Below are 17,013 nucleotides of genomic sequence, written 5' to 3'. Positions count from 1 at the left end.
AGGATGGATGCTTTTCTGACAAGGTATCCCCCATATAATATAATATTTTAGATACTAGTAAAATAAAAGGGGATGAATCTGATGAAAGTCAAAGAAATAATATTTATAGTAGAAGAAGATCCAGAAAGCGGATATAACGCAAGGGCTTTGGGAGAATCAATCTTTACAGAAGGATCTTCCTTGGATGAGCTTAAAGAAAATATTAAAGATGCTATAAAATGTCACTTTGATAAAGAAGAAGATATTCCTGATATTATAAGATTGCATATTTTGAAAGAAGAGACATTCAAATATGCCGAAAGTTCCAAATCATAAATTTCTAAAAATAGGTACGTTAAATAACATATTAAGAGATGTCTCAGAATACTTAAAAATCACGGAAGACCAGCTGGTAGAAGAAATTTTCAAAAAATAAAAAATTGGTTCTCTCCCACAAAGTGTGGATAGAGAAAAATTAAATATGAGCAAATGATTAAATAATCTGATATCATGTAGGAGAAAATAAAATACATAAGCGATATATTAAGCAATTACAAAAACATAGAAAAGTTATTCTTAGAAAAAGTGAGGGTCCATTATGTATTATCTAAAAAGTCAAAGGTAGTGTTAAACTTGAAGTCAAACAAAGTTAACACTACTTTTTTTCTATGTATTAACATTAGTAGTAAAATTGGTAGAATAAAAAAGAATCTATGTAGGGGGGTGAATTAAAATAAATGTTTTGATTAAAAATTGTAGGATTGTGGATGAAGAAAAAGATTTATTTGGGGATTTGTACATTAAAGATGGGAAGATAGATAATTATGGCAAGGATTTGAATTACGATGCATATACTATAGATGCAAAAGGTTTGGTTGTTATGCCTGCTTTTGTGGATATGCATGTCCACCTCAGAGATCCTGGTTATACATATAAAGAGGATTTACATTCTGGTAGTTTAGCAGCATTGAAAGGCGGATACACATGCGTGAATCTAATGGGTAACACCAATCCTATATGCAGTGATATGAAAGTGGTTAATTATGTGTTGAACAAAGCTAAAGAGTTAAATTTGATCGATATTCACCAAACGGTTTCTATTACAAAGAACTTTGATGGAAAATCTTTAGAACATTTGGATTATATAGAGGATAGTGTGAAATTCATATCCGATGATGGAAAAGGTGTTCAGTCAAATTTGACTATGTATTTAGCGATGATAAAAGCAAAGGAGAAAGGGTTAACTATCATAGCACATGAAGAAGATAATGAAATAGTAACGATAAACACGAGACTTTCCGAAAATTTGATGACTTTTAGAGATATATACCTTGCGAAATTGACAGGGGCTTGGCTTCATTTAGCCCACGTAAGTACAAAAGAGGCAATAGAAGGTATAAGGAAGGCAAAAGGAGAGATACAAAATCTTACCTGCGAAGTTACCCCCCACCACTTAGCCTTATACAATTATGATTACAAAGTTAATCCTCCAATAAGAGAAAAAGAAGATGTTTTGGAAATAATCAAGGGAATAAAGGATGGGACTGTAGATATTATAGCAACTGATCACGCCCCACATTCTATGCAAGACAAAGAAAAAGGATCACCAGGTATATCAGGGTTAGAAACTGCTTTCCCCGTTTGTTATACGAAGTTGGTAAAAAGTGAAGAAATTACACTTAATCGCTTATCTCAACTTATGTCATCAAAACCAGCACAAATGTTAGGGGTTAAAAAGGGAAAAATACAGGCAGGATACGATGGAGATGTAGTTATTGTAGATTTAGAAAAGAAGGTTAAAATCAACAAAGGCGAATTTTTATCCAAAGGCAAAAATACTCCTTTTGATGGGATGGAATTTTATGGAGAAGTTATAGCAACAATTAGAAAGGGAGAGGTCAAATACAAAAAGGGGAGTGACAAATTTGATAATAGATAGATTATTCAACGAGGTTGAAAAAAATGGGAATGTTTGTGTCGGATTGGATACCCATTTGGATTATATACCCGTTAACTTAAAAGAAAAGTATCAAGATATTGATGAAGTTTTGTTCAAATTCAACAAAGAGATAATAGACAAAACATGTGATTTAGTACCGGTATATAAATTACAAATAGCATATTATGAAGCATACGGCATAAAAGGCCTTTTAGGGTATAAAAAAACGATAGAATATTTAAGAAGTATAAAAAAGATAACGATTGGGGATATAAAACGAGGTGATATTTCATCCACCGCTCAGATGTACGCTAAAGCTCATTTTGAAGGGGAGTTTGAGGTTGATTTTATAACCTTGAATCCATATCTTGGTTTTGATACCTTAACACCTTTCCTTAAATACATTGAAAGTGGAGAAAAAGGAGTCTTCGTGCTTCTAAGAACATCGAATCCAGGAGCCAAAGATATCCAGTATTTGAAAGTATCTCCAAAAGATGAATATCTTTATTACATTATCGGAGACAGACTCAATGAAATAGGGGCTAAGTACCGAGGAAGTTGTTGCTACAGTTCAATAGGTGCGGTTGTAGGTGGGACACATGTTGAGGAAGCAAAAGAAATTAGAAATAGATACAAAAATATGTTCTTTTTGATTCCTGGATACGGTCATCAGGGGGCTACTGGAAAAGACGTTTCTCTTTATTTAAACAACGGTAATGGTGGCGTTATCAACTCTTCAAGGGGGATAATTACCGCTTATAAAAATTACGAGGATGGGGGCCAAAGATTTGCAGATTACGCCAGAAAAGCGGTACTTGACATGAGGGAGGATATTCAAAGTGAAAGAGGGGTATAGGGAAGTAGATATTTCCTCTAATACTGAAATCGCAAAAGACATATTCGAGTTGAAAGTTCAATTAGAATCCAACGACAGTTTGGGTGATCCTGGACAGTTTTATATGTTTCGTAGTTGGGATTTTGATCCTCTTTTGTCTAGACCTTTTAGTATATGCAATATAGAAGGAAACGTTGTGACTTTCTTGTACAAAATTGTTGGACGAGGAACAAATTACCTATCCAAACTGAAACCAAAAGATAAGTTAAAGGTTTTGGGTCCCTTGGGGAACGGTTTTAATTTGAATGTAAATGGAAAAGCTGCTTTAATTTCCGGTGGTATCGGTATACCTCCAATGATTTATTTGGCAAAAAAGTTGAGTACAGAGATCTATTTTTATGCTGGATTTACAAATGAAGTTTATTATATGGACTACGTACAAAAGTATGTGAATAAGATCTATATAACGACTGAAGATGGTTCTACAGGTCAAAAAGGTTTCATAACGGATATATTCAGACCAGAAAAATATGATGTTGTTTTCACTTGCGGTCCTTCTCCCATGATGAAAAAAGTAGTTGAAAAATGTGAAAATATGATTCCTGTTTTTGTCTCTATGGAAAGTATCATGGCCTGTGGTATGGGAGCATGCTTGGGATGCAGTATAAAGACAAAATCTGGGATGAAAAGGGTATGTAAAGAGGGACCCGTTTTTGAGGGAAGGGAGGTATTTTTTGATGATTGATACCAAAGTGAAAATCGCTGGGGTAGAGTTTAAAAATCCTGTAATAGCTGCTTCTGGGACTTTTGGTTTTGGTAGGGAGTTTTTAGAATACTTTCCCATCTCTAAATTAGGTGGATTATCAACCAAAGGGCTAACTTTAAGGGAAAGAGAAGGAAATAAAGGTGTACGGATTCATGAAACCATAGGGGGCATAATGAACAGTATTGGTTTACAAAATCCCGGTATAGACGCATTTATTGTAGAAGAGCTTCCTTTCTTAAACAGCCAGGATACGGTGATAATTGCCAACGTTAGTGGAAATACGATTGAAGAATACGTTATTTCCGTTGAAAAACTAAACCAAACCGAGATTGATATGATAGAGCTGAACATTTCCTGCCCCAACGTTAAAGAAGGAGGCATTTCTTTCGGTACAAAGGCAGAAATAGCTAGCAACGTTGTAACACAAGTTAGAAAAGTTTGCCAAAAGCCCCTAATAGTAAAATTATCTCCAAGTGCTGAAAATATCGTTGAAATGGCTGAAAGTTGCGTTGAAGCAGGAGCAGACGCACTATCACTTGTAAACACTTTTCCTGCCTTAGCGATAGATATAAGCAAGAAAAAAGCCATTTTTGATAATATAACTGCTGGTCTATCAGGGCCTTGTATAAAACCTATTGCTTTAAGAATGGTGTATGAAGTTTCAAAAGCTGTTGATGTTCCTGTTATAGGTATTGGGGGAATTATGGATTATAGAGATGTGATTGAGTATATAATGGCAGGTGCGTGGGCTGTGCAAGTAGGCACTGCTAATTTTATAAATCCCAATGCTTGTGCTGAAATAATTGAAGGTATAGAAGAATATTTACAAAAAGAAGGGATTTCAACTTTAGAGGAAATAAGAGGGATCATTTAGTATTTTAAAATATGTTGAAACTTAACTAATTATGGAGATTCTGGTTTAAACTTTAAGTGTTGTTTAAGGTACTGTTTTTTGTACAATTTTTCTTGACTTAAAGTTGACTAATATGGTAGAATTTAAAGTAAAGCATGCACAAAATAACATTGCTAATTAGAAGGAGGAAAAGGGATGTCAGCTCTTTTAGAAATACAGGATTTGAAGGCAAAAGTTAGAGATGAAGATGTTGAAATATTAAAAGGTGTTAACTTAACTATAAATAAGGGTGAGATACATGCATTAATGGGGCCAAATGGGTCTGGAAAATCTACATTAGCCCATGTTATCATGGGGAATCCAAAATATCAAATTACTTCAGGAGATATCTTATTTGAAGGGCAATCCATTTTAGATCTTTCTACAGATGAAAGGGCTAAATTAGGTTTGTTTATGTCTTTTCAAACTCCTGAAGAGGTTGAAGGGATAAAGATGAGACAATTCTTGATTAATTCCTTCAGAAACATTCATAAAGAGGATAAAATTACACTATTGGAATTAAATAAAGTAATATCCCAGTTATCCCAAAATTTAGATCTCAACGGAGAATTTCTGGAAAGATATATCAATACCGGGTTTTCCGGTGGTGAAAAGAAAAAAAGTGAAATACTACAAATGGGTTTTCTTAAACCAAAATTGAGTATATTGGATGAGATAGATTCCGGTTTAGATATTGATGCACTGAGAATAGTAGCAGAAAACATCAACAGAGTAAAAACTGGTAATATGGGAGTATTACTCATTACACACTATCAAAGAATCTTGAACTTTGTTGTTCCTGATTACGTACATATATATATAGACGGGAAAATAGTTAAAACAGGATCAGAAGAATTAGCTAAAGAGATAGAGGAAAACGGTTACTCAACGTTGGAGCAAGAAATGGGAATAACTATTTCTGAGGAGTGAAATTATGGCTAAAAATGAAAATGTTAACATAGAAGATTTATTGGTAGACCAGAGCAAATTCGATTTTAAAAATCCCGAGACGTATGTTTACAAAACTATTCCGGGTTTAAACGAAAAGGTAGTTCAAGAAATATCCGAACAAAAAGAAGAACCTACCTGGATGAGAGATTTACGTTTAAAATCTTTACATATATTTAACACGTGGAGGGATCCTCGATTCGGGGTTGATGTTTCTGACTTAGATGTAAGTAAAATTGTTGCATACATTAGGCCAAGGGGAAAAACATCCGGATCGTGGGATGACGTCCCTGCGGAAATAAAGGATACTTTCGATAAACTAGGAATTCCAGAGGCAGAGAAAAAGGCATTGGCTGGTGTTGGTGCACAATACGATTCGGAAATCGTTTATCAAAATATAAAAAAAGAGCTTGAAAATTTGGGAGTTATATTTTTAAATATGGAAAGTGCGGTTAAAAAGTATCCTGATTTAGTTAAAGAATATTTCATGAAAGCAGTGGCTCCTACAAACCATAAGTATGCCGCTTTACATGGTGCTGTGTGGAGCGGAGGTACATTTTTATACGTCCCAAAAGGTGTAAAAGTTCCATTGCCGCTTCAAGCTTATTTTAGAATGAATAATCCTGGAATGGGGCAGATGGAGCATACGATAATAGTTGCTGATGAAGGAAGTGAACTGGCTTTCATAGAAGGATGTTCTGCTCCTTATTATGAAGTAACAAACCTTCATGCCGGGATGGTAGAAATATACGTAAAGAAAGGTGCAAGGGTAAAATATGCAACGATTCAGAATTGGAGTAAAAACACATACAATTTGAATACAAAAAGGGCAATAGTTGATGAAGACGGTATAATGGAATGGGTATCAGGTTCTTTGGGGAGTCATAAAACGATGATATATCCATCTTCAATACTAAGAGGCAAAGGAGCGAAAACCGAAACTAAGGCGATCACTTATGCTGGCCCAAATCAACATATGGATTCAGGATCCAAAGTTTTCATGTTTGCGCCATATACCAGCGCAAATGTCGATGCACGAAGTATAAGTATCGGCGGTGGTTGGGCCTTTTACAGAGGATGGTTGAAGGTAGGAGAGAACGCCAAAGGTGCAAAAGCTTCGGTATCTTGTCAAGCCTTGATGCTTGATAACGAATCTAAAAGCGATACTGTGCCTCTTATCGAGGTTTACACTGATGAAGCAGATGTTGGGCATGAAGCACGTATAGGTAGAATCAAAGAAGAGCAGATTTACTATTTGATGAGTAGAGGGTTAAGTGAAGCTGAGGCTAAAGCCATGGTAGTTAGAGGTTTTGTAGAACCTTTTGCCAAAGAGCTTCCATTAGAGTACGCCATTGAATTGAACAGATTAATTAATTTAGAAGTAGAATCAAGCATAGGATAACCTTTTATTTGAAATAGTTATAACAAGGAGTGAACAACAATGGAGACAATTTTTGAGAAACCTATAGATATGAGGCATAAAGATTTAAAAGCGGTTGAGTGGCAAATTCCCCAAATTACACCAAAAAGAGATTACGGAGATTATGAATTTCAAGCATCCTTGGAACACATTTCTAATGAAATGCTAAAAACATTCAAAAATTATAGATACGAAGCTTACAAAAATTGGGGCTTCCCTAAATGGAAAAGGGCAAAATTAAATGGTTATGAGCCAGATAAATATGTTTCCTTTGTCCCTGTTAGTACAAGTGGAAAGATACTAGCTTTGAATGGAATCGACCAAGAAGGGATAGAAATCTTGGCAAAATACGATTTTGAAGGTGCTCATAGGAAATTTTTATTGATGGCTGAAGCGTTCTCTAATACGGGTTTTTATCTAAAAACCAACGAAGGAGAAGAAAGAGACCCGATTATTTTAACGTATGATTGGAAGTCCCCTATATATGAAACCTCTGTTTACAACATAAGTCCATTCTCTAAAGCCACTGTAATTAGATATATAAAGTCCAACAAAAATGAAAATTTATTTAGAACGACTTCAAATAGAATAATAGTAAGAGAAAATGCTTCTTTAGAATTGATAAATATAAATTTATGTAAAGACGACAGTTTAAACATTGATAACACTTTTGTTGAAGTACAAAAAAACGGGAAGGTTCAAGTCACAGATATAAATATAGGAGGGAGAATTACCTCGCCACATATTGTGTTCAGACTTGCTGGCGAAGGCGCGCAGGCTCAGTTATTTCCTTATTTTTTGGGAAATAAAGATAACGTTATTGATATGCTTTATTTAATGAGGTTCTATTCACCTGAAACAACTGGAGCAATCGATGCCAAAGGCGTTATAAAAGACGAATCAAAGGCTGTATTCAGGGGTTTTCTTGATTTGAAAAAAGGAGCAAAAGAAGCCAATGCATCCGAATCAGAGTACACTTTAACCCTTTCTGAAAAAGCCAAAGCTGAAGCGCTTCCCAGTTTGTTGGTGGATGAAAATGAAGTAAATGCTGCACATGCTGCTACTGTAGGTACTATTGAAAAGGAGAAATTATATTATCTGATGACTCGTGGATTTTCGTTGGAAGAAGCCAAAAAATTAATCTCTTCAGGTTTATTTGAATCTGCCATAGATAGAATTAAAGTGTTCGATGAAGGGATGAGTCAGGTGGTAAAAGATGTTATCTTCCAAAGAATATGAGGAGATATTTCCAGCTTTAAAAAGAAAAATAAATGGGCATAAATTGATCTATCTTGACAATGCTGCCACCACGTTAAGGCCAAAGGAAGTTATGGATGCTGTAAATGAATACAGCCTCAACCATCATTCCAACGTCCACAGATCAGCGCACACTTTAGCAGCTGAAGCTACTCAGTATTATGAAGATGCGAGAAGTAAAGTTGCAAATTTCATAAACGCTGAAGCCGAAGAAGTTATTTTCACAAAAGGTGCGACTGAATCTCTTAATCTTATAGCATATTCCGTTGCAGTTTCAAATATTTTGCAGTCTGATGACGAAATTTTGATATCTACAATAGAACATCATGCAAATTTTGTTCCCTGGCAGCAAATAGCCAAAATTTTTAATTTAAAGATAAAATACTATCCCGCTAAAAGTGGGATTTTTGATTTATCTGATTTTCTCAAGCATATTACAAATAAAACGAGGTTAGTAAGTATTACCGCTTTGTCAAACGTTACCGGTCAACTTATTCCAGTTAATACTTTAATAAAACAAATTAGAAATATCAGACAAGATGTAATTATTGTTGTGGATGGGGCTCAAGCTGTACCTCACCTTCCTATCGATGTAAAAAAAATGGATTGTGATTTTATAGCCTTTTCTGGCCATAAGATGCTTGGACCCACGGGAATAGGTGTGTTGTATGGTAAAAGAAAGTATTTAAACATGATGACCCCTTTTTTGTTTGGGGGAGAAATGATCGATAAAGTTTCTACCGATGGAACTACTTTTAACGTGTTGCCTTACAAATTTGAGGCGGGAACTCCAAACGTTGACGGAGCCGTAGGATTAGCTAAAGCCATAGAAATACTTGAAAGTATTGGCATGGATAATATTCAAGAACATGATAAACAACTCACCTCTTATGCATTGAAAAAATTAAAAGAGTTAGATTTTTTAGAAATATTCGGCCCTCAAGACGAAACGCAGCAGTCAATAATATCCTTCAATATGAAAGGTGTTCATCCACACGATGTAGCGCATATGTTGAACGATTTGACTGGAATAGCCATTAGAAGCGGTCATCATTGTGCACAGCCATTGATGAAAGAGTTTGGTACAACCGCCACTTGTAGGGTAAGCTTCTATTTGTATAACGAAGAAGAAGATGTTGATAAATTATGTGAAGGATTAAAAAAGGTTTGGGAGTGGTTAAAATAGGTTTAGAAGAACTTTACTCTGATATAATATTAGATTATGCAAAAAATGAGAGGTACAAAAAAGAGATACAAAACGCTAAGAAAGCTGAAGGGAAAAATTTATCTTGTGGAGACGAGATAACCCTTTATTTAAAAGTAGAAGATAATATAATAAAAGAAGTTACTTTCACAGGGCATGGCTGTATTATAAGTCAGGCAAGTGCATCGATGATGTGTGAATACCTTGAAGGTAAAACAGTAGACGAGGCAAATAAAATTTTGCAAGAAATTATTAAGATGTCACAAGGCAAAGAATTCGATAAAGAATTAGTAGATGGAATTGAAATTTTTTCTGATATCTCCAAATTTCCTATGAGAACTAAATGCTTCACCCTTGCTTGGCATACGTTGGATGACGCTCTCAATGGTGGAAACAAGTAGAAATTAAAAAACCGCCTCGACGAGGCGGCTTTTTAATTAACTTTCTACAATATCTTTTAATTGTGCTACTCTGTTTGGATGTCTCAATTTTCTCAACGCCTTAGTTTCTATCTGCCTTATTCTTTCCCTTGTAACGTTGAAGAACTGTCCAACTTCTTCTAAGGTCTTCTGTTTACCATCTAAGAATCCATACCTCATTTTCAAAACCAAAGCTTCTTTAGAATTTAAAGTGTCAAGAACTTCCTCTAATCTTTCTTTCATAATCATTTTTTGAGCTTCTTCTTCTGGGGTTGTTTCATCGGTACTAATAAAATCTCCTGTTTCAGATTCTTCATCGTCACCATTACCGCTAGATATAGGTGAATTTAAAGAAAGTACATCTTTTGCACTCATTAGGATTTCATTAATTTTATCTTCTGGCTTATCTAAAATTTCTGCAAGTTCTTTTGCTGAAGGGTAATCCCCATTTTCTTGTAAATATTCTCTGATGACTTTGTTCATTCTATTTATAGTTTCGACTAAATGAACTGGAATTCTAATCGTTCTTGCTTGATCAGCTATGGATCTGGTGATTGCTTGTCTAATCCACCATGTTGCATAAGTTGAGAACTTAAAACCTTTTCTCCAGTCAAATTTGTCTACAGCCTTTATCAATCCGATATTTCCTTCTTGGATCAAATCTAAAAAAGTCAATCCTCTACCTGTGTATCTTTTCGCAATACTAATAACTAACCTTAAATTTGCCTTTATCAATTCGTCTCTAGCCTTTTGATCACCCCTTTGGGCTCGTCTAGCTAGTTGTCTTTCTCTAGAAGGACTTAAAAGCTCAACTTTGCTTATTTCTTTGAGATATATTTTTATAGGATCACCTAAGGAGATATTGTCGTACATTTTAAGCTCTGTATCTGAAAATAATTCTTCAACCTCTTCATTTTCACATTCTATTTCATTTAATGCATCTTTCTCTTCTTCTTCTACTTCTTCTTCTAAAATTTCTATTCCTTCTGATTCCAAAGCGTCGTAAATCTTTTCAATGTAATCACTATCTATTTCGTCTGCTACATCTGTAGGGATCGCATGATCAATATCGGAATAAGATAACTTATTGCCTTTCTTCTTTGCCTTATTTATTAATAATGAAATGAAAGTATCTACTGATTTTACTTTTTTCTTGGGCTTTTTTACTTTTACTTTGAGAGTCTCCTCGTCTTTTTCAGCTTCTTCAAAATCTATATTTTCTATTTTTTTCATTATTTTTTTCTCTTCTTTCTCACTTATTCTTTTGTTGCTCACATAATTCCCTCCTTTCATAAAGAAACGACACCCTTGAAGTTAGAAAGTCTCCCAATGAAACTATTTATTTAGACACCAACAATATGATTTGGTTCTAAAAATACATAAAGAAATAAAAATTTTTGGTAAATCTTCCATTAAAAATGTTATTTACAATAATTCCAATGGATTTTTTTCTACAACCTTTTTTGCCTTTTCTATGCTTAAACCAGCTGATATAGCCACTTTCAAACTAAAATCATAGTCTAAAAAATCGTCTGGTCCGTGAGAATCACTATTTACAAGTAATTTTGCCTCATGTTTTTGAGCCAATTTTGCTACATGCCCATTGGATAAACTATGGCCTTTCCTGGCACTTAATTCCAAAAAAACTCCGTTACTGGCAGCCAGGGCAACTTCTTCCTCGGTAATTAAACCAGGGTGAGCTAAAATATCCACATACTTTGATGTTACAGCGTAATAGTTAGTTTTTTTGAAAACTGGCTCGACTATAGTTTCTCCGTGAACCAATACAATATCAGCTCCGTTTTCTTTTGCATGTTTTGCAAGTTCATCTATAAGTAAGGGAGGAACGTGGGTAATTTCGACCCCTTTCAAAATCTTGATCCCTTCAAAGTAACTACTTTCATTATCAACAAATTTATTCAAACTGCTTAAAACAAAATCTATGTTGGACTCATCCACATGATCAGATATTGCAATAGCTGCATAACCATGAATTTGTGCATGTCTTATTTGCTCGCTGCAAATTAATTCTCCATCACTCAAAATTGTGTGTGTGTGAAAATCATAGACTTTATTCAAAAGAAAGACCTCCTTTTTTGGCTTAATAATAGTATACAAATCTTTAACTGTTCTAAATCTAATAGTAACTCATATACCTTGAAGTTTAACAAATTCTATATTATAATATTAGTGAAAAAAGAAAGATCCCCCTATCCCCCTGAGATAAACCCAGACATTCTTGCCGGATCCATCGTGGATCCGGTTTTTTTATTCTCTACTTTTTTGATGTATAATTATATCACAAAAACTTTAGCTAAATTAAAGAGGTGAAATTATGCTTCATGAGTATAAAGGTAAATATCCTGTTGTTGAAGAAGATGTTTTTTTAGCACCTGGTTGTCAAATTATTGGAGATGTAAAGATCGCTAAAGGAGCGAGTATTTGGTACAATGCCACATTGAGAGCAGATATTGGTTCTATAACCATTGGGGAATTCACAAACGTACAAGATAACTCAGTAGTTCATATCGACACCGAATATCCAACTATAATTGGCAGTTACGTTACTATTGGACACAACGCTATTATACATGGATGTCAAATCTCTAATAACTGTCTCATAGGTATGGGAGCAACTATATTAAATGGTGCAAAGATAGGTGAAGGATGTCTTATAGGAGCTGGAGCTTTGGTAACAGAAAACAAAATAATTCCTCCAAAGAGTTTGGCCTTAGGTGTTCCGGCAAAGGTCATAAGAAAATTAACTGACGAAGAATTTGAGCAAATTAAAGAACACGCCAAAGAATACTATAATCTGGCAAAAAGTTATAGAGACAATAGTAATGCCCTTTAAACAGGCATTACTATTTGTTGTTCGATTCTTCCACTATTCTTTTTGTATCCTGAGCTATCATTAATTCCTCATCAGTTTTTACTATTAAAATCTCCACATCGGAGTCTGAAGTTGAGATAATTCCTTCTTTTCTATTTAACAAAGTATTTTTTTCTTTATCAATTTTAACTCCAAAGAAGTCTAAATAATTACAGACATCCATTCTTACATGTTCGTCATTTTCTCCCACCCCTGCTGTGAATACCAACGCATCTAATCCTTTTAGTACGGTTATATAACTTCCAATGTATTTTGCTAAACGATATACATACACATCATATGCTAACTTTGCCTTTTTATCCCCCATTTCTATTCCTTTTCGGATATCTCTCATGTCGTTGCTCATTTCACTTAAACCATAAACACCACTTCTTTTGTTCAACAAATCGTCCGCTTCATCTACACTGTAACCTTTTCTTGTAAGGAAAAGAACGATGCCTGGATCTATATCTCCGCTTCTTGTTCCCATTATCAATCCTTCCAAAGGTGTGAACCCCATCGATGTATCGATCACTTTTCCTCTGTCAATCGCAGCTAAAGATGCACCGTTACCCAAATGTGCCGTTATCATCTTTAATTCCTTCATATCTTTTTTTAATATCTCAGAGGCTTTTTTAGATACGTACCTGTGACTGGTCCCATGAAATCCGTACCGCCTTATCTTGTACTTTTGGTAGAGTTCGTAAGGTAAGCCATACATATATGCCTTCTCTGGCATCGAATGGTGAAATGCTGTATCAAATACCGCTACTTGGGGTACTTTGGGTAATAATTTTTTAGCAGCTCTTATGCCCATCAAATTGGGAGGATTATGTAAAGGAGCAAGTTCAGCGTTATCTTCTATAGCTTTAATAACTTCTTCATCTATCAGTACGGAAGAGAAAAACTCTTCTCCTCCATGTACTACCCTGTGCCCAACCGCATCTATCTCACCTAATTCTTTTAAACATCCATATTCAGGATCAGTGATCAATTCCATAGCTTTTTTTAACGCTTCTTCATGGTCTTTTATCTTGGTTATGTTTTTGTACTCTTTTCCTTTACTTTCTTGTTCAATATCCGATTCTTGTTCCCCTATTCTTTCAACCAATCCTTTAACTAGACAACTTTCGTTTTCCATTTCCAATATTTGATATTTTAAGGATGAACTTCCGGAGTTGATCACTAGTATTTTCATTCGAAATCCTCCTATGCTAGAAATTCTAAAAATTAATATTAGCGCTCCTTTTAAAATCAAAATCTTTTTTTCACAATCTTGGTGACTCTTGATTGGATAAAATTAAAAAAGTACAACCATGGAAGCCATGGCTGTACTTTGAGTTAAGCTTTATTAGCAGAACCTAAAAGTTCTAACCTATCTGAAACCACCTTTTTCACATAGGCTTTTGCTGTATCCATGTATTTTCTAGGGTCAAACTCTTTGGGGTTGTTATGTAAAAATTCTCTTAATCCTGCAACAAAAGCCATTCTAAGGTCAGTATCAGTATTTACTTTATTTATACCTAGTCGAACGGTTTCTTTCAAAATATCTGAAGGCACACCTTTTGATCCTCCAAAATCAGCTCCATAATTTTCAGCTATTTCGACCATTTCTTGCACAACACTTGAAGCACCGTGTAGTACCAAAGGCATTTTTGTCAATTCTTTAACTTTTTTCAATCTATCAAAGTCTAATTTAGCTTCTCCTTTAAACTTAAATGCCCCGTGGGAAGTACCAATGGCTGGAGCTAGAAAATCAACTTGGGTTTCCTCTACAAAATATTTCGCCTCATCGGGATTAACTAGGACTGATTCAGATGAAGCAACGTTGTCTTCTATTCCAGCTAACTTTCCTAATTCTGCTTCCACTGAAACACCCGCTGCATGGGCTATTCTTACAATATCTTTCGTAGTTTTTATATTTTCTTCCAATGGTTTATCCGATGCATCTATCATTACAGATGAATAACCAGCTTTTATTGCGGATATTATATATTTAAAATTCTTCCCGTGGTCTAAATGCAGAGCGATTGGTATATCTAAAGAATCTGCAAACTCTCTAACCATTTTTACAAACAGGCTTGCTCCTCTCAAAGGATCACCCATACCAGCATACTTCATTGCTCCTTCACTTGTTTCGATTATCAGGGGAGATTTTTTCTCTATCCCTCCTTCGACAATAGCTTGAAGAAACTCGAGATTGTTAATGTTAAAAGCTGCAACAGCATAGTACTCTTTATTCGCCTTTTCTAAAATATCTTTTGTGTTTACGTAAGGCATAATTTGTTTCCTCCTTTTATTGAATTTTTATTATTGTTTTTAGAATCTCAAAAACTGTAATAGCATCCTTTTTAAGTTGTTTCTTTCTCTTTTAATTGCTTTTCTAATATCGCTTTTTCTAATAGTTCTACTATCTGTTTTGCTTCGTTATCGACTTCTTTTTCTTTTAAAATTTGCTCAGGTGAAAGAGATTCGTTATAATAATCCTCATTGGCATTATCATCTGCTCTTATATAAGCCCCTTCAACAGAAACTCCAGCGTAGAAACCCTTTGCAATAGAATAAGAATATATGGATGCTTGTAATTTATAATCTAAATCTGCAGAAAGCTGTCTACCCAATGGTCCAGCAGAAATACCGACTGAACCTCCTAAGGTAAAGTTGTTTCCCATGAACCCTTCCATTCCTTTTTCATTCATTACAACTAAAATTAACGCTGCGGATTGTACTCCTATTTGTGCTCCCCAGCTTAATCCATATATATTTACAAATGATGGTCCGTACCATTTTCCTGTTTCACTATCTTTTCTTAATACAATGCCTTCACCATACTGTCCACCAACCACATAACCCAATTTATAAAATGTAGGAAAAATTACTAAGCCTTCTGACATTTCTACTAATTGAACAAAAGCTCCGCTATCTGGTTTTGATAATAACTCCTCAACAGCGAAACGTGCGTCTTTAATAGTATCTTCAACTGCAGCAAATAGGCTAAATGAAAACAGTAGGATAATGAGAGTTGCTAAAATGCTTTTTTTCATTTTTTTCATCCCTCACTTTTAGGTCTTTACTTTCTTTGGAATCTCAAAAACTTGGTTAGTCTAACAAAATTTTTCGCTTTTTTAGTTCTCTTTTTATGCAGTTAAATTGATCCTCGTTTTCTACTTCAATCCTGTGTAAATGAACTCCATTGTTTATTATTGATAAAGGTTTAGAAGTTTTTAATTTTGCTATAAAGGTTTCTACTTCTTCGATGGAATCTACATCAATTCTACCACTTAATTCTCCATATACAGGATGCTCTACCGAAACGTCAATTACTCTACCACCACAGTTTACAATGGCTTTTAATTCATCTTCAATTTGTTCCGGGGTGTGTTTAACAGCAATCAGTTTAATCAATTTATTGTTCTTATTCATTGAATAACCTTTTGGTGAAGATTGTATATCATAACCTTGGGCTTTCAGAATAGCAATATCTTTTACTATTACTTGCCTTGTTACACCAAATCTTTCAGCAAGTTGTTGCCCTGGTATTGAATATTTACTTGTAGAAAGAATGTTAAGTATTTTTTTTAGCCTTTCTTGTTTTCTCAAACCATAAACTCCCTGCTACTTTATTGAGGTTCTCTCAAATATTATATCAAATATTTTATGAGAATACTTAAACAAAGTTTTAGCTCCTAAATAATAATGGCTATGAGGCCGATAGCAAAACAGTAATATGAAAAATACTTTAATTTTCCAACCAGTACCGTTTTTTTCAGTAGATACAATCCCAATAAGCCAAACAAGAACGCAAACAAACTTCCAAAAATTACCGAAGGAGAAAAAGTTACCTTATTTATTTCAAAAATACCTGCCCCAAAGGTTACAGGGAGGCTCATCAAAAAGGAATATTTCAGTGCATCTTCCCTTTTTGTTTTCATTAAAAGAGCACCGAACAACGTTGCCCCACTTCTAGATATCCCCGGAAATATTGCAAGGGCTTGCATGAGACCTATAACCAAAGCATCAACATAGGTTATCTCTGCTAAACTCTTTTTGCCTTTTAGTGTGTCAGAGATTAATAAAAAGATGGCTGTTACCATTAAAAAAACTCCAATCAATGTAAGAGAAGAAAAGGCTGATTCAATCGAAGATTCCAAAGTGAAACCTACAATAGCAGCTGGAATCGAAGAAATGATTAATTTAAGGATTAGAGAAAGTGATTCTTTTTCCAATTTAAAGAGTCCCTTGATCAAACTGACAACTTCCTTCCAAACAAAGAACAATACTGCAAAAAAGGTGGATAAATGAAGAAGGGCGAAATATGGTACGTTGGTATCGATATTCATAAAGGATGAAAATATAGCCAGATGTCCTGAACTGGATACTGGTAGAAATTCCGTTAGACCTTGAACAATTCCTAATATGATTTCTTTCACTTTTTACCTCCTAAGATGATAGATTTTTATAGTGTTTTTAAAAACTCTAAAA

At 34.6% G+C, this 17,013-nt stretch carries 18 protein-coding genes; 11 read left to right on the top strand and 7 right to left on the bottom strand.

What is annotated here, in order from left to right; all coding sequences use genetic code 11:
- Positions 1-81 precede the first annotated feature (81 nt).
- From X928_RS04230 to sufU, 10 genes are all read left to right on the top strand, one after another.
- Positions 82-315: a 2-oxoisovalerate dehydrogenase E1 subunit beta gene (locus X928_RS04230; RefSeq protein WP_012208495.1), complete on the top strand. Its 234-nt coding sequence runs from the start codon at positions 82-84 to the stop codon at positions 313-315.
- A 397-nt stretch (positions 316-712) separates the two neighbouring features.
- On the top strand, positions 713-1,918 hold the full coding sequence (locus tag X928_RS04225; RefSeq protein WP_103078647.1) for a dihydroorotase: 1,206 nt from the start codon (positions 713-715) through the stop codon (positions 1,916-1,918).
- Positions 1,905-2,774 (top strand): orotidine-5'-phosphate decarboxylase, encoded by an 870-nt coding sequence (pyrF, locus tag X928_RS04220; protein WP_103078646.1) that lies wholly within the window; start codon positions 1,905-1,907, stop codon positions 2,772-2,774. Before X928_RS04225 ends, pyrF begins: the two co-directional genes overlap by 14 nt.
- Positions 2,758-3,498 carry a dihydroorotate dehydrogenase electron transfer subunit gene (locus X928_RS04215; RefSeq protein WP_103078645.1) on the top strand — a complete coding sequence of 247 codons (741 nt, stop codon included), beginning with the start codon at positions 2,758-2,760 and terminating at the stop codon, positions 3,496-3,498. Before pyrF ends, X928_RS04215 begins: the two co-directional genes overlap by 17 nt.
- The gene (locus tag X928_RS04210; RefSeq protein WP_103078644.1) at positions 3,491-4,393 is read left to right on the top strand and encodes a dihydroorotate dehydrogenase; all 903 of its coding nucleotides are present in this window, start codon (positions 3,491-3,493) and stop codon (positions 4,391-4,393) included. Before X928_RS04215 ends, X928_RS04210 begins: the two co-directional genes overlap by 8 nt.
- A gap of 174 nt (positions 4,394-4,567) precedes the next feature.
- Positions 4,568-5,341 (top strand): Fe-S cluster assembly ATPase SufC, encoded by a 774-nt coding sequence (gene sufC / locus X928_RS04205; RefSeq protein ID WP_103078643.1) that lies wholly within the window; start codon positions 4,568-4,570, stop codon positions 5,339-5,341.
- A gap of 4 nt (positions 5,342-5,345) precedes the next feature.
- Entirely contained in the window at positions 5,346-6,761 is a 1,416-nt protein-coding gene (gene sufB, locus X928_RS04200; protein WP_103078642.1) for a Fe-S cluster assembly protein SufB, read from the top strand.
- A 39-nt stretch (positions 6,762-6,800) separates the two neighbouring features.
- Entirely contained in the window at positions 6,801-8,018 is a 1,218-nt protein-coding gene (locus tag X928_RS04195) for a SufD family Fe-S cluster assembly protein (RefSeq protein ID WP_103078641.1), read from the top strand.
- Complete coding sequence (locus X928_RS04190; RefSeq protein ID WP_103065228.1) at positions 7,996-9,222, top strand: cysteine desulfurase; 1,227 nt, start codon at positions 7,996-7,998, stop codon at positions 9,220-9,222. The genes X928_RS04195 and X928_RS04190 overlap by 23 nt, the downstream gene beginning before the upstream one ends.
- Positions 9,210-9,641: a Fe-S cluster assembly sulfur transfer protein SufU gene (gene sufU, locus X928_RS04185; protein ID WP_245857172.1), complete on the top strand. Its 432-nt coding sequence runs from the start codon at positions 9,210-9,212 to the stop codon at positions 9,639-9,641. Before X928_RS04190 ends, sufU begins: the two co-directional genes overlap by 13 nt.
- 36 nt (positions 9,642-9,677) lie before the next feature.
- Here the strand turns inward: sufU and X928_RS04180 are convergent, their stop codons facing one another.
- Both X928_RS04180 and X928_RS04175 read right to left on the bottom strand, forming a co-directional pair.
- Positions 9,678-10,892 (bottom strand): sigma-70 family RNA polymerase sigma factor, encoded by a 1,215-nt coding sequence (locus X928_RS04180; protein ID WP_425440354.1) that lies wholly within the window; start codon positions 10,890-10,892, stop codon positions 9,678-9,680.
- Between the two features lie 192 nt (positions 10,893-11,084).
- Positions 11,085-11,738, bottom strand: a complete 654-nt coding sequence (locus X928_RS04175) for a histidinol phosphate phosphatase domain-containing protein (RefSeq protein WP_103078638.1) — start codon at positions 11,736-11,738, stop codon at positions 11,085-11,087.
- 256 nt (positions 11,739-11,994) lie between these two features.
- On the opposite strand from X928_RS04175, the gene X928_RS04170 reads away from it, so the two are divergent.
- Positions 11,995-12,513, top strand: coding sequence for a gamma carbonic anhydrase family protein (locus X928_RS04170; protein WP_103078637.1), 519 nt, complete (start codon positions 11,995-11,997; stop codon positions 12,511-12,513).
- Between the two features lie 10 nt (positions 12,514-12,523).
- On the opposite strand, the gene X928_RS04165 is transcribed toward X928_RS04170, so the two are convergent.
- The 5 genes from X928_RS04165 to X928_RS04145 all read right to left on the bottom strand — a co-directional run bounded on the left by X928_RS04165 (position 12,524) and on the right by X928_RS04145 (position 16,961).
- The gene (locus tag X928_RS04165) at positions 12,524-13,729 is read right to left on the bottom strand and encodes an acetate kinase (RefSeq protein WP_103078636.1); all 1,206 of its coding nucleotides are present in this window, start codon (positions 13,727-13,729) and stop codon (positions 12,524-12,526) included.
- Positions 13,730-13,872: 143 nt separating this feature from the next.
- Positions 13,873-14,811, bottom strand: coding sequence for a class II fructose-1,6-bisphosphate aldolase (gene fba, locus X928_RS04160; RefSeq protein WP_103078635.1), 939 nt, complete (start codon positions 14,809-14,811; stop codon positions 13,873-13,875).
- A gap of 71 nt (positions 14,812-14,882) precedes the next feature.
- Positions 14,883-15,575: a lipid-binding SYLF domain-containing protein gene (locus X928_RS04155; RefSeq protein WP_103078634.1), complete on the bottom strand. Its 693-nt coding sequence runs from the start codon at positions 15,573-15,575 to the stop codon at positions 14,883-14,885.
- A 55-nt stretch (positions 15,576-15,630) separates the two neighbouring features.
- A complete protein-coding gene (locus tag X928_RS04150; RefSeq protein WP_103078633.1) occupies positions 15,631-16,131 on the bottom strand; it encodes a transcription repressor NadR in 501 nt (166 codons plus the stop codon).
- An 86-nt stretch (positions 16,132-16,217) separates the two neighbouring features.
- Entirely contained in the window at positions 16,218-16,961 is a 744-nt protein-coding gene (locus X928_RS04145; RefSeq protein WP_103078632.1) for an undecaprenyl-diphosphate phosphatase, read from the bottom strand.
- Between the last annotated feature and the right edge of the window lie 52 nt (positions 16,962-17,013).

This window comes from Petrotoga miotherma DSM 10691 (assembly GCF_002895605.1).
GTDB lineage: Bacteria > Thermotogota > Thermotogae > Petrotogales > Petrotogaceae > Petrotoga > Petrotoga miotherma.
The sequence above is the reverse complement of the archived record's forward strand: the minus strand, read 5'-3'. Positions and strand labels throughout refer to the sequence as shown.